This window comes from Pseudomonas silesiensis (genome assembly GCF_001661075.1).
Classification (GTDB): domain Bacteria; phylum Pseudomonadota; class Gammaproteobacteria; order Pseudomonadales; family Pseudomonadaceae; genus Aquipseudomonas; species Aquipseudomonas silesiensis.
Window position 1 is genome coordinate 3,759,362 of record NZ_CP014870.1, and the last position, 13,145, is coordinate 3,772,506.

General features: G+C 61.2%; 11 protein-coding genes. 8 read left to right on the forward strand and 3 right to left on the reverse strand.

The window, feature by feature from the left end:
* Genes glcF through PMA3_RS16675 form a run of 3 tightly spaced genes read left to right on the forward strand, consistent with a single transcriptional unit; the run spans window position 1 to window position 3,873 of the window.
* Window positions 1-1,218 carry a glycolate oxidase subunit GlcF gene (gene glcF / locus PMA3_RS16665; RefSeq protein WP_064678200.1) on the forward strand — a complete coding sequence of 406 codons (1,218 nt, stop codon included), beginning with the start codon at window positions 1-3 and terminating at the stop codon, window positions 1,216-1,218.
* A gap of 19 nt (window positions 1,219-1,237) precedes the next feature.
* Window positions 1,238-1,639, forward strand: a complete 402-nt coding sequence (locus tag PMA3_RS16670) for a heme-binding protein (protein WP_064678201.1) — start codon at window positions 1,238-1,240, stop codon at window positions 1,637-1,639.
* A gap of 50 nt (window positions 1,640-1,689) precedes the next feature.
* Window positions 1,690-3,873 carry a malate synthase G gene (locus PMA3_RS16675; RefSeq protein WP_064678202.1) on the forward strand — a complete coding sequence of 728 codons (2,184 nt, stop codon included), beginning with the start codon at window positions 1,690-1,692 and terminating at the stop codon, window positions 3,871-3,873.
* Between the two features lie 110 nt (window positions 3,874-3,983).
* On the opposite strand, the gene PMA3_RS16680 is transcribed toward PMA3_RS16675, so the two are convergent.
* Complete coding sequence (locus PMA3_RS16680; protein ID WP_102136424.1) at window positions 3,984-5,510, reverse strand: MFS transporter; 1,527 nt, start codon at window positions 5,508-5,510, stop codon at window positions 3,984-3,986.
* Between the two features lie 537 nt (window positions 5,511-6,047).
* On the opposite strand from PMA3_RS16680, the gene yghX reads away from it, so the two are divergent.
* Window positions 6,048-6,935, forward strand: a complete 888-nt coding sequence (gene yghX, locus PMA3_RS16685) for a YghX family hydrolase (protein ID WP_064678204.1) — start codon at window positions 6,048-6,050, stop codon at window positions 6,933-6,935.
* Between the two features lie 13 nt (window positions 6,936-6,948).
* Here the strand turns inward: yghX and PMA3_RS16690 are convergent, their stop codons facing one another.
* Together PMA3_RS16690 and PMA3_RS16695 are read right to left on the reverse strand one after the other, a co-directional pair.
* Window positions 6,949-8,115 carry a carboxylate-amine ligase gene (locus tag PMA3_RS16690; RefSeq protein WP_064678205.1) on the reverse strand — a complete coding sequence of 389 codons (1,167 nt, stop codon included), beginning with the start codon at window positions 8,113-8,115 and terminating at the stop codon, window positions 6,949-6,951.
* Between the two features lie 11 nt (window positions 8,116-8,126).
* Window positions 8,127-8,375 (reverse strand): hypothetical protein, encoded by a 249-nt coding sequence (locus tag PMA3_RS16695; protein ID WP_064678206.1) that lies wholly within the window; start codon window positions 8,373-8,375, stop codon window positions 8,127-8,129.
* A gap of 166 nt (window positions 8,376-8,541) precedes the next feature.
* Here PMA3_RS16695 and PMA3_RS16700 point away from each other — a divergent pair, with 166 nt between their 5' ends.
* The 4 genes from PMA3_RS16700 (at window position 8,542) to PMA3_RS16715 (ending at window position 13,041) form a co-directional block, all read left to right on the forward strand.
* A complete protein-coding gene (locus tag PMA3_RS16700; protein WP_064678207.1) occupies window positions 8,542-8,781 on the forward strand; it encodes a hypothetical protein in 240 nt (79 codons plus the stop codon).
* 244 nt (window positions 8,782-9,025) lie between these two features.
* The gene (locus PMA3_RS16705; RefSeq protein ID WP_064678208.1) at window positions 9,026-9,532 is read left to right on the forward strand and encodes a sigma-70 family RNA polymerase sigma factor; all 507 of its coding nucleotides are present in this window, start codon (window positions 9,026-9,028) and stop codon (window positions 9,530-9,532) included.
* Window positions 9,529-10,497, forward strand: coding sequence for a FecR domain-containing protein (locus PMA3_RS16710; protein ID WP_064678209.1), 969 nt, complete (start codon window positions 9,529-9,531; stop codon window positions 10,495-10,497). The genes PMA3_RS16705 and PMA3_RS16710 overlap by 4 nt, the downstream gene beginning before the upstream one ends.
* A gap of 102 nt (window positions 10,498-10,599) precedes the next feature.
* Window positions 10,600-13,041, forward strand: a complete 2,442-nt coding sequence (locus PMA3_RS16715; RefSeq protein WP_064678210.1) for a TonB-dependent siderophore receptor — start codon at window positions 10,600-10,602, stop codon at window positions 13,039-13,041.
* The last annotated feature ends 104 nt before the right edge of the window (window positions 13,042-13,145 follow it).

The following is a 13,145-nucleotide window of genomic DNA, read 5'->3' on the forward strand; positions in this document are numbered from 1 at the left end:
ATGCAAACCACCTTGAGCGAACAGGCTCGCCAACTGCCCCGCGCCGAAGAAGCCGAAAGCATCCTGCGCACCTGTGTGCACTGCGGTTTCTGCAACGCCACCTGCCCGACCTATCAGTTGCTCGGCGATGAACTGGATGGCCCCCGCGGTCGTATCTATTTGATCAAACAGGTGCTGGAAGGCAACGAAGTCACGCAGAAAACCCAACAGCACCTGGATCGCTGCCTGTCCTGCCGCAACTGTGAAACCACCTGCCCTTCCGGTGTCGACTACCACAACTTGCTGGACATCGGTCGCGCGGTGGTCGATGCCGCTGTGCCGCGTTCCATCGACCAGCGCCTGTTGCGCGAAGGACTGCGGGGTGTCGTGCCCAATCCGCGACTGTTCAAGGCGCTGGTGAGCAGCGGCCAGGTGTTCCGCGCGTTGTTACCCACTGCCTTGCAGGCCAAACTGCCGCGTCGCGTTTACCCGGCGAAACCGCGCCCGGTCACCCGCCACGCCCGGCAGGTGCTGATGCTCGAAGGCTGCGTGCAGCCGAGCCTGTCGCCCAATACCAATGCCGCCACGGCACGCGTGCTGGATCGGCTGGGGATCAGCGTCACGGCCACCCGCGAGGCAGGCTGCTGCGGCGCCGTGGACTATCACCTCGACGCCCAGGCCGCCGGCCTCGATCGCGCCCGGCGCAACATCGACGCCTGGTGGCCAAGCATCGAAAACGGCGCCGAAGCCATCGTCCAGACCGCCAGCGGTTGCGGTGCCTTCATCAAAGACTACGGGCACCTGCTCAGCGCCGATCCGGCCTATGCCGAGAAGGCGAAAAAAGTCAGCGCCCTGGCCAAGGACCTGGTCGAAGTGTTGCGTGACGAGCCACTGGAAAAGCTCGGGGTGCACAGCGACCAGCGCCTGGCGTTTCATTGTCCCTGCACCTTGCAGCACGCACAGAAACTCGGCGGCGCGGTCGAGGCGATTCTGATGCGCCTGGGCTTCAACCTCACGCCCGTGCCCGACAGTCACCTGTGCTGCGGTTCGGCCGGCACCTATTCCGTGACCCAGCCCGTACTGTCCCGGCAACTGCGCGACAACAAGCTCAATGCGCTTGAGAGTGGACACCCCGACGTCATCGTCACCGCCAATATCGGCTGTCAGTCGCACCTCGACGGTGCGGGCCGGACCCCGGTCAGGCACTGGATCGAACTGGTCGAAGCCGCATTGCCTTAACCCAACCCTGGAGAATCTTATGAAAAGCAAAGCCGTACTGAGTCAGACCGAAGTCAGCCAGATCCTCGCTGCCGCCCGCACCGAAGCCCAGAACAACCAGTGGGCCGTGACCATCGCGATCGTCGACGACGGCGGTCACCCGCTGGCCCTCGAACGCCTCGACGGTTGCGCCCCGATCGGCGCCTACATCGCCACCGAAAAGGCCCGCACTTCGGCCCTGGGTCGGCGCGAGTCCAAAGGCTACGAAGAGATGGTCAACGGTGGACGCCACGCCTTCTTGTCAGCGCCCCTGCTGACCTCCCTGGAAGGTGGCGTGCCGATCATCGTCGACGGCCAGGTCATCGGTGCCGTCGGGGTGTCCGGGGTCAAGGCCGAGCAGGATGCACAGGTGGCCAAGGCCGGCGCGCAAAGCCTGAAATGAACCGGGCGCGGCTCGCGCTCGATAAATACTGTGTGATGGAGATGTAACAAGTGACCGATTTCGTGAACTGCCAAGGCCTTAAGGTCGCGCCCATCCTGCAACGTTTCGTTGAAGTGGAAGTGCTGCCCGGCACCGGTCTGGACCCGCAGACGTTCTGGGGCGGGTTCGCCGCGCTGGTGCATGAACTGGCGCCGCAAAACCGCGCGCTGCTGGCCGAACGGGATCGCCTGCAAGCCGAGCTGGACAGCTGGCACCGCGCCCACCCGGGACCGGTGAGCGACATGCCGGCTTATCGCGCCTTTCTCAGTGACATTGGTTACCTGCAAGCTACACCGGCCGAGGTCAAGGTCAGTACCGCCAACGTCGATACAGAGATCAGCTTGCAGGCCGGACCGCAACTGGTGGTCCCGGCCGTCAACGCGCGGTATGCACTCAATGCCGCCAATGCGCGCTGGGGATCGTTGTACGACGCACTCTATGGCACCGACGTGATTGCCCATGACGACGGCGCTGAACCCGGCCGCACCTACAATCCCGTGCGCGGCTCGAAAGTCATCGCGTTTGCCCGGGCGTTCCTCGACCAGGCTTTCCCCTTGAGCAGCGGCGCCCATGCAGCGGTGACCCGTTACCAGATCGAAGACGGCACCCTGCAGGCCACCTTGAACGATGGCAGCCAGACCGGTCTGGCCAATGTCGCGCAGTACATCGGTTTCCAGGGCTCGCCGGCCGACCCGGTGGCCATCCTGCTGAAAAACAATGACCTGCACGTGGAGATCCAGATCGACCGGCAGAGCGTCATCGGTCAAGCCGATGCTGCCGGGGTCAAGGACCTGCTGCTGGAGGCGGCACTCTCGACCATCATCGATTGTGAAGACTCGGTGGCGGCGGTCGATGCCGACGACAAAGTGCAGGTCTACCGCAACTGGCTGGGCCTGATGAAGGGCGACCTGAAAGAGGACCTGGAGAAAAACGGCAAGACCCTCACCCGCCGGCTGAATCCGGACCGCGAGTACACCGCCGCCGACGGCACTGCATTGACGCTGCACGGGCGCTCGTTGCTGTTCATCCGCAACGTCGGGCACCTGATGACCAACCCGGCCGTTCTTGACCAGGGCGGCCTGGAAATTCCCGAAGGCATTCTCGACGGCGTCATCACCAGCCTGATCGCCCTGCATGACCTGCAACGTCGCGGCAACTCCCGCACCGGCAGCGTCTACATCGTCAAACCGAAAATGCACGGCCCCGCCGAAGTGGCCTTCGCCGAGCACCTGTTCAGTCGCATCGAAGACCTGCTGCAGCTCGAACGCCACACCCTGAAAATGGGCATCATGGACGAAGAGCGCCGCACCAGCGTCAACCTCAAGGCCTGCATTGCCGCCGCCTCTTCGCGGGTTGCCTTCATCAACACCGGCTTCCTCGATCGCACCGGTGACGAGATGCACACGGCCATGCAAGCCGGCGCGATGCTGCGCAAGGGCGACATGAAAAGCACGCCGTGGATCGAGTCCTATGAGCGTAATAACGTGCTGGTTGGCCTGGACTGCAACCTGCGCGGCCGGGCCCAGATCGGCAAAGGCATGTGGGCCATGCCGGACCGGATGGCCGACATGCTGAAACAGAAAGTCGCCCACCCGCAAGCCGGCGCCAACACCGCCTGGGTGCCCTCGCCGACCGCCGCGACCTTGCATGCGCTGCATTACCACCAGGTCAAGGTGCGTAGCGTGCAGGAGGCGCTGGAACGCACGGATTTCAATGGCGTCAGCCAGTCGTTGCTGGAAGGCTTGCTCAGCGTACCGGTGGTGACCGATCCATCCTGGTCGGCAGACGAGATTCGTCAGGAAGTCGAAAACAACGCGCAAGGCTTACTGGGGTATGTGGTGCGTTGGGTCGAACAAGGCATCGGCTGCTCCAAGGTGCCCGACATCCACAACGTGGGCCTGATGGAAGACCGCGCGACCCTGCGCATTTCCAGCCAGCACATGGCCAACTGGCTGCTGCACGGCGTGATCACCCGGGAGCAGACGGTCGAGATACTGCAGCGCATGGCACGGGTGGTCGACGAACAGAACGCCGGCGATCCCCTGTACACACCGATGGCGCCTGGCTTCGAGCAGTCGGTGGCGTTCCAGGCGGCGTGTGCATTGGTGTTCGAAGGTGGCGCACAACCCAATGGCTACACCGAACCGTTGCTGCACAAATTCCGGCAGCGGTTCAAGGAACAAGCCCAGGCCTGATGCCTGGTGCCTGTGAACCTGTGAACCTGTGAACCTGTGAACCTGTAGGAGCGAGCTTGCTCGCGATGGACTCAAGGGCAACGCGTTAATTCAGAAATAACGCGTTATCGTTAAAATCCATCGCGAGCAAGCTCGCTCCTACATCTGCGTAAAGTACGCCGAGCAATCAGAATGCCCATGAGCGCCAAGCCGAACGTCACCCACGAAACCAGCCCGATTCCACCCTCGAACGCCCTTGCGGCCTGCGCCATCAACTCTCTCCCTTGATCACCCGCCAAGTCCGCCGCCACATGATGGGCGCCAGATAGCGTCTCACTTGCCAGCATCATCTGCGCATCGCTTAGAAACCCCGGAAGTTGCAACGCACCGCGATAGTAGGCAGTGACGAGACCACCGAGCACTGTCGTACCCAACACCACGCCCACTTCATAGGCCGTTTCGCTAATGGCCGACGCCGCACCCGCCTTTGCCGGCGGCGCAGCTGACAAGATCACATCATTGGATACCGTCGCGATCGCACCCACACCGATATTCAGCAAGGCAAACGCCACGATCAGAACGGTCAGGCTGCTGCCCATGCTGGCGACAAGTAAAAACGCCGCTCCCGCAAACGCCATGAGAATTGGTACCAGCACATGCACTTGAACTCGCTGCGCGACAGGCACGACCGCCATCCCCACCACAATCGCCATGACCTGACCCGGTATCAACGCAAGGCTGGCACTCAAAGGCGACATCTGGAGAACAATCTGCAGGAACTGAGTAGTGAAGAATACGAAGCCTACGAGGAATGCCAGGCTCATCAGATTGATCAGCACGGAACCGCTGAAGGTGCCGTTTCGGAACAAACTCAGGTCCATCAGCGGCACAGGCAATCGTAACTGCCGACGCACAAACATCCAGCCCGCCACTGTGCCTGCTGCAAATGCTGACAACGCCATCCAGTCGATACCAGTGCTGGCGCTGTGTTTAATGCCGTAAACGATGGCGCCCAGTGCTGCCATCGACTGCAGAATACTTATCGGATCCAGCGGCCCTGAAGAGTCTCGTTCGGATTCAGGTAACAACAGAGGCCCCAGCACCAACAGCGGCACCAACACGGGTACTGCCAACAGGAAAATCGACCCCCAACTGAAGAATTCCAACAACACCCCACCCACCAAAGGACCGAGTGCCGATCCCACGGTCAAGGTCGTAGCCCAGATCGCGACCGCCAGTCGCCGTTCCTCTCGATCTTCGAACACCGAACGTATCAACGCCAGTGTTGACGGCATTAACATCGCGCCGAAAACACCCATGCACGCTCGCCCGGCAATCAGTTGCAGGGCGGTTTCTGAATACGCCGTCAGCACCGACACTATGGCAAAACCCAAAGAACCGGCCAGCAGCAACTTACGATGACCGATTCGGTCCCCCAGACTACCCATCGACACCAGCAATCCGGCCAATACCAGCGAGTAAGCATCGATCATCCACAATTGCTGGCTAGCGCTCGGGTGCAAGGCTTCAGCGATTTTGGGTAACGCAAATCCAAGTACCGTATTGTCAACTGTCACCAGCAATACAGGCAGCATCAGCACGCTTAGGCCTAACCACTGTTTTGATCTGCTTTGTGCTGCATCTCCTGCCAAGGTCATTAGCGACACTCCTTATCATGTAAGAAAATCTACTTCCCTCCTTGGAAGAAAAGGACCTTTCTATAATTTCGATACATTAAGATTCAATCAACTATTTGTTTCTTATTGTATCTTTCTGACAACCCTCACACTTTCAAGTCAAACCAAAACTCAACATCCAGTCAACTAATAACCTTTGCTGAGTCGAGGAAAGTAAAAAGCAAGTGTCAAACCTAATACCTGCCATAAAGGCGCTGAACATGTAGGAGCGAGCTGGCGACGGCGTTTTCAAGGGCACTACAAGACTCAAGAACGCCTTCGCTGGCAAGCCAGCTCCTACACCATCACCTGCTTGCAGATGGGTTGTGGTAAACGCCAAACCCTGTAGGAGCCGGCTTGCTGGCGAAGGCTCTTCATGGGCACTGCAGGAGCTAAGACTGCCTTCACTGCGGTGCGGCGATCCAACAAGCCAGCTCCCACTCCATCAACTACGCTCGATAACATCGCTCACACCGTCGACCCGCCAGACACTCGACCCGCCCCAGAGGAAGCGCACAGATGACCCGTCTCACTGCGAAAGACTTCGCCCCGGAACTGCTCGAACTGTACGACTACTATGCCCACGGCAAGATCAACCGGCGCGAGTTTCTCGATCGTGCTGCGTTGTTCACCCTGGGCGGTTTGACGGCGAACGCGCTCCTCGCCGCGCTGAGCCCGAACTATGCGCTTGCCGAGCAGGTCGAGTTTACCGACCCGGACATCATCGCCGAGTACGTCACCTACCCCTCGCCAAAGGGCAACGGGCAGGTCCGTGGTTATCTGGTGCGCCCGGCGAAGGCCGGCGGCAAGGTGCCAGGGGTGGTGGTCGTGCATGAAAACCGCGGGCTCAACCCGTACATCGAGGATGTCGCGCGGCGCGTGGCCAAGGCCGGTTTCATCGCCCTGGCCCCCGATGGCCTGACCTCGGTCGGCGGCTATCCGGGCAACGATGACAAAGGCCGGGAGCTGCAGGCGACCGTCGACCCTGAAAAGCTCATGAACGATTTTTTCGCCGCCATCGAATGGCTGATGAAGCACGACGCAACCACTGGCAAAGTCGGCATCACCGGATTCTGTTACGGCGGTGGCGTGGTCAATGCCGCGGCGGTGGCTTATCCGGAACTGGGGGCTGGCGTGTCCTTTTATGGCCGCCAGGCAGAGGCCAGGGACGTCCCCCGGATCAAGGCGCCCTTGATGCTGCACTATGGCGAACTGGATACCCGTATCAACGAAGGCTGGCCGGCCTATGAGAAGGCGTTGAAAGCCGCGGGCAAGACCTATGAAGCCCACATTTATCCGGGCGCCAACCACGGTTTCCATAACGACTCCACGCCCCGGTACGATGACGCGGCGGCGCGGTTGGCCTGGGACCGGACGCTGGAGTGGTTTCGACGGTATCTGGTTTAGCGCCGGGTTCGGGTCATGACTCGCACACTGCGCGCGTCGGGTCGTTGCTGAGACAGGGTTGCTCTGCCGTCTCCCTCAGCAATTGATCCACCACACCCGCCAGCGCGGCCTGCACATCCCCGGTGTTGTGCAGGACTTGGCGGTAGAGATTGCGCTGACGTTCTGCACTGGTCCCCTGCAGCAGAATCCGGCGCGCCTGGGAAAAGACTTCCTCCACGCCCATGACCTGCGCGGCGTCGCCAAAGATCTGCTCTGCCATGAACAACCATTGCTCGGCAGAAAAAGGCCGGTCGTAACCCTCGACAATGAAGGACGCGTGGATGCCGAATCGCTTCGCCCGCCAACGATTTTCCTGGAGGATCCATCGCGATTCCTGTGCCCAGTTCGATCCCGGGCGGGGTTGATCGATGGCACAGGCGACCAGCAATCGAAACAGGGAAGCAATGCACAGAGCATCGTCCAGGCGCGGGCACGCATCCGTCATCCGCAGCTCCAGGGTCGGAAACCGGGTCGCGGGTCGCACACCCCACCAGCATTCGCTGGCCTGGTGGATGGTGCCGGTACGGATCAGCAAGTCGACGTAGGCATCATAGGCAACCTGATCTTCGAAGTACTCCGGAACACCCATCCTCGGCCATTCATCGCAAGCCGTCTGGCGATAGCTCATAAAGCCGCTGTCGGCACCGTTCCAGAAAGGCGAGGAGCAGCTGAGCGCGAGCAACAACGGCATCCACGGCAAGACCTCGTTCATCACGCGAATGCGATCCAGATGGCCGGGCACCTCGACATGCACGTGCAGACCGGATAGCAGGCTACGCCAGGCGACGTGCTGGTAGTCATCGAACAGTTTCAGAAAGTGGGTTTGTTCCGTGGCCTGTTGCGTACGCCAGTCGGCCAGAGGATGACTGCCGGCCGTGAGCAATCCCAGACCATAGGGTTGGAGCGCGAGCCGCAACGCTTGGCGAGCAGCCCCCAAGTACTGCGCGGCTTGCGCAAGGCTGGTGAAGATCGGGGACGCGACTTCGATCTGCCCCTGGAACATCTCGTGGGCAAAACACTCGCCCAGCACTGCCTTGCACGCATCGATCGCAGCGCCGGGAGGGTGGCCGGACATGCACCGGGAGTCCAGGTCGGTGATGAAGTATTCCTCTTCCATGCCAAACTTCAGGTGTCTGGTCATCCGTGCGCCCCTCAGTGATAGTCCTCGCCCGCAACCGCGCGCAGATACGCCTGGTCCGCCTCGATTCGCAGGTCGCGCCACTCTTCCCAACTGACGATGCCCTGACGATCCATCTCGTCCGACTGGCGTAGCAGCTCTTCATGGTAGGCATCGGGCGATTCCATGCGCAGCGCAATGTCTTCCAGCGCCCGATGCCAGCCATCCAATGCACAGAGTCGTCGCACCTCGGCCTGCGTCAGCAGGTTTCTGATTGAGTTCATGGCCGCGGATTTCCAGAGTTGTTTTGCGATAGTTATTTTGTGAATGGAGCTATCGCGTGCGACATAGGTTCATGAGGGCCGACAAGAGGTGTCACGCGGCGGAAAAATATCTCGAACTCGGCCTTGGGTGCCGCATCCAATGTGTAGGCCAACCGAGGTAAGTGCGATGAACAACGATGACCGCGACAACGATGGCGAATCCCCAGCAACGTCGAACGCCCCGCCCACCGATACGTCCGTCAAGCCGGTCAATGTGGTGGAACGGGATATTGAGGACAGGGACGGTGACACCAGGGGAGCGGACGAAAGCATTACGCCCTCTTCCACCCGGACCAAGGAGCAGGACGCCGAGGAGCTCAGCAAAAAAATTGCCGAGATAGAACGCAAGGTGGCGGATGGGAACTAGAGAAGGTGGTGTCCACCTCGCCAGCTACGTCAGGGACGAGCTGATTGGGCCGCGACTGACGAGGGGAACAACTAGACATTAGCCCAAAATTTCAAGATGTCTCATGCGCCGTGATCGCGGCCGCGACTTTTTTTTCTTTTCAGACGAACCACACGTCACGGGGTGGCCAAACCTGCGATTGCAGTGGCGATCCTCTCACAGGTAAGATTGAGAACGATTCACACTCACATCTGGAAATCCACCGGTGCACTCTCTATCGACCAGCAAGCTGGGCTTCTTTTTCAGCGACCATCATCGTTGGCTGCTGCAGCATATTCAGCGACGCCTGCGTAACCATGCGGACGCCGAGGACACTGCCGCCGATACGTTTTGCCAGATGCTGACAGCCCGCGTCGACCCCGACAGCATCGAACAGCCTCGCGCCTACCTGTCGACCATCGCCCGCCGGTTGATTTTCGATCGGCATCGGCGACGCAAGCTGGAGTTGGCTTACCTGGAACGCCTGTCGACCGTGCCCGAAGCACTGGCGCCCTCCCCCGAAGAACAGTTGCAGCTGATTGAAGCGCTGGTCGCCATCGACCGGGCAATCGACGGCTTGCCGCTGGTGGTCAAGGCGACCTTCCTCTACAGCCAGCTGGACGGGCTGAGTTATGTGGCCATTGCGCAAAAACTCGGGTTGTCGGAACGCACGGTCAGCCGCTACATGAAACAGGCACTGCGTCAGTGCTACCTCAGCGAACTGGCGCCATGAACAAGACGCGCCTGGACCCCGTCAGCGAGCAGGCCATTGACTGGATGGTGCGCCTGCGCGCCGGCAAGCCAGACGCCGCATTGCAGGAGCGGTTCAATGCCTGGCTGGCGATGGATCCTGAGCATGCCCAGGCCTGGGCAACATTGCAGGAGCGACTCGGCGGTTCCTTCAACACGGTGCGCGCGCTGGATCGACGCGTGCCCGGACAGGCCGGCGAAGCGCGCCAACTGCTGCTGCAGCCCCATGGCTCGCGGCGCGACGCATTACGTGTGATTGCCGGCCTGGGCCTGCTCGGTGGCGGTTTGTGGCTGGGGGCGCGCAGTCCGCTGGGTGATTCGCTGCTGGCTGACCTGCACACCGGCCGCAGCCAGCGCCAGGACTTCGATCTGGCCGACGGCAGCCGCCTGAGCCTGAACGCCGACAGCGCGGTGGACTTGCAATTCGACGAGCAGCAACGGCTGGTGATTCTGCGCCACGGCGAACTGGTGATCGAGGTGGCGGCCGATCCCCTGCGTCCACTGCGGGTACGCACGGCCCAAGGCGAAATACGTGCGCTCGGCACGCGTTTCCTGGTCGCTCAGGAGCAGGACGCCAGTCGCGTGGTCGTGCTGCAGCATTCGGTTCAGGCCCGGTTGTTCGACGGCACCACGCTGGATCTGCAAGCAGGTCAGTCAGCCTTGTTGTCTGCCCGGCAGATTGAGGCCGTTGCCGGCGACCAGCGCCATCGCGCCGACTGGCTCAGTGGACGGCTGAATGTGCTGGATGAACCACTGGAGCAGGTGGTCGAGGCGCTGCGCCCGTACAGCCGAGGTTTTGTTCGGGTTGCACCCGAGGTTCGCCACCTGCGGGTACAGGGGGTATTCCCGCTCGACGACCCCGATCGGACTTTCACCGCGCTCGCCGAAACCCTGCCGATACGGGTGAATCGCTACAGCCCCTGGTTGACGCTGATTCGGGCGAAATAGTCGTGCAGATAAAATCTTTTTGAAAATCACTCTCATTCGTGTCCGGTTTTCATTTCTCGTCCCACCTATCTCCTGACACTTCCACACGATCAGGAGAATGCTGTGTTCAACCCGTGGCCTCACACCCTTTCCGCTGCCGTTGCCTTGGCAATCCTGGCCAGCCCTGCCCTGGCACAGGCCCAAGACCTGTCCTTCAACCTGCCGGCCGGCCCCCTGGCCAGCACGCTCAATGCCATCGCCAGCCAGAGCGGTCATATCGTTTCCCTCGAACCCTCGCTGGTGCAAGGCAAACAGGCACCGGCGGTGATCGGCCGGATGCCCGCCGCCGAGGCGATGCAAAGGGCACTGACCGGCAGCGGCCTGCAACTGCGCGTCACCGAGCAAGGCAACTTCAGCGTCGAACCGGTCACGGACGGCAACACCACGTTGCAACTGGGTGCCACCAACATCGTCGAACGCAGTATCGATGCCACCACCGAAGGCTCGGGCTCCTACGCGGCACGGGCGGTGACTATCGGCAAGGGCACCCATACCCTGAAGGAAATTCCGCAGTCGGTCACCGTGATGACCCGCAAGCAGATGGACGACCAGGGGCTGACCGATCTTAAAGATGCCGCCAACCAGACCACCGGACTGGTCGGCGTCCAGGGCGTGGGCAAAGGCATGATCCTGACGTCGCGCGGCTTCCAGATCGATGACTGGCAGTACGACGGCGTGCCGATCCCGCGCAACACCTACGCGCTGGGCAACTGGGCCACCCAGGACCTGATTTTCTTCGATCGCATGGAAGTGTTGCGCGGCGCCTCTGGCTTGCTGCAGGGCACCGGCAGCCCCGGCGGTGCGATCAACCTGGTGCGCAAACGCGGCCAGTACGCACCGACCGTGACCCTCACCGGCAAGGCCGGTTCCTGGGATCATTACGGCCTGCAACTGGACGCCGGCGGACCGCTGAACCAGACCGGCACCGTGCGTGGCCGCTTCGTCGCCGACGAAGACCAGAGCCAATCCTTCACCGACTACGAATGGAGCAAGACCCACTCGCTGTACGGCGCGCTGGACTTCGATCTGCGCGAAGACACCACCCTGGGCCTGGCCGTCAGCCACTCCGACGGCGAGTCGCGACCGATGATCCGCGGCCTGCCCCGCTACGCTGACGGCAGCCCGGTCAATGTGTCGCGTTCGACCTACACCGGTGCGCGCTGGAACCATTCGGATATCGACGTCACCACGGTCTATGCCGATCTGGAGCACCGTTTCAACGAGGACTGGGCCTTCAAGGTCGGTGCGGTGCGCATGACCGAAGACAACCAGGCGAAAAACCAACGGCTGCAAACCTCCGGCGACGGCCTCAACGCCGATGGCAGTGGCGTGCAATACGCCGATTTCGTGTCGGACTTCGACGCCACCAAGATCGGTCTGGACATGAACCTCGTCGGGCGCTTCGAGGCCTTGTCGATGCAGCAAGAGGTCATGCTGGGCGGCAACTACTCCAAGTTCACCTCGGACGACCGTTTTGCGCGGACCTTCAACAACAGCAGCGACACCCTCTTCGGCATCGATCATGACCGCCCTGAAATCAGCTACGACGGTTTGCTCAATACCCCCGGTGGCCGCGCGACCCCGAGCAAATACGACATCCGGCAAAAAGGCCTGTACGGCAGCTGGCGGGTCAAGCCGATCGAGCCGCTGACCCTGGTGCTCGGCTCCCGGGTCAGCTGGTACGACTACAGCTACACGTCGGCGACCCAGGCCGCGTTCAGCAACGTCGCCATCGAGGAGGCCCCCAGTACCACCAACGAAACCGGCGAGTTCACACCCTACGCCGGCATCGTCTACGACCTGAACCGCGAATGGGCGGTCTACGCCAGCTACACCGACGTCTTCGAACCACAAACCGCACGCACCACGAGCGGCTCGGTGCTCAAGCCGGTGATCGGCAGCAACTACGAAATCGGTCTCAAGGGCGAGCTGATGGATGGCCGGGTCAATACATCCCTGGCGGTGTTCCGTTACGACCAGGAGAATCGTGCGGTCAACGATGTCGCCTCGGGTTTCGCCTGTGACGGCTGGTACTGCTCGACCGCCTCGGGGAAAGTTCGCAGCCAGGGGATCGAGGCGGAAATCAGTGGCGAAGTGCTCAGCGGCCTGCAACTGTTTGCCGGCTACACCTACAACACCACCAAATACCTCGAAGATCCGGTCGACGAAGGCAGGGTCTTCAGCCAGTGGACGCCCAAACACATGCTGCGGGTCTGGAGCGACTATCAGTTCAGCGGCGACTGGAGCCGGGTCAGCACCGGGCTGGGCTTTACCACCCAAAGCCACACCCTGGGTTACGAACGCACATACGAGATACCCGGCTACACCGTATGGAATGCTCGCCTGGGCTATCAACTCACCCCGGAAATCGACCTGGCATTGAATGCCAACAACCTGTTCGACAAGAACTATTACACGGCGGGGTACAACCAGCTCAATGGCAACAACTACTTCGGTGACCCGCGAAACGTCATGTTCAGCGTGAAATACACCCCTACGTTCTAACGCCTGTAAACCGCTCTCTGGTTCTAACGCCTGTAAACCGCTTTCCGGTCCTAACGCCTGTAAACCGCTTTCTGTAGGAGCCAGGCTTGCCGGCGAAGGCGTAC

Excerpts from the sequence above, each read along its gene's own strand:
- PMA3_RS16710 (WP_064678209.1), top strand. The coding sequence starts at position 9,529 with ATGAACAAGACGCGCCTGGACCCCGTCAGCGAGCAGGCCATTGACTGG.
- PMA3_RS16670 (WP_064678201.1), top strand. The coding sequence starts at position 1,238 with ATGAAAAGCAAAGCCGTACTGAGTCAGACCGAAGTCAGCCAGATCCTC.
- PMA3_RS16680 (WP_102136424.1), bottom strand. The coding sequence starts at position 5,510 with ATGACCTTGGCAGGAGATGCAGCACAAAGCAGATCAAAACAGTGGTTA.
- PMA3_RS16690 (WP_064678205.1), bottom strand. The coding sequence starts at position 8,115 with ATGACCAGACACCTGAAGTTTGGCATGGAAGAGGAATACTTCATCACC.
- PMA3_RS16695 (WP_064678206.1), bottom strand. The coding sequence starts at position 8,375 with ATGAACTCAATCAGAAACCTGCTGACGCAGGCCGAGGTGCGACGACTC.
- yghX (WP_064678204.1), top strand. The coding sequence starts at position 6,048 with ATGACCCGTCTCACTGCGAAAGACTTCGCCCCGGAACTGCTCGAACTG.
- PMA3_RS16700 (WP_064678207.1), top strand. The coding sequence starts at position 8,542 with ATGAACAACGATGACCGCGACAACGATGGCGAATCCCCAGCAACGTCG.
- glcF (WP_064678200.1), top strand. The coding sequence starts at position 1 with ATGCAAACCACCTTGAGCGAACAGGCTCGCCAACTGCCCCGCGCCGAA.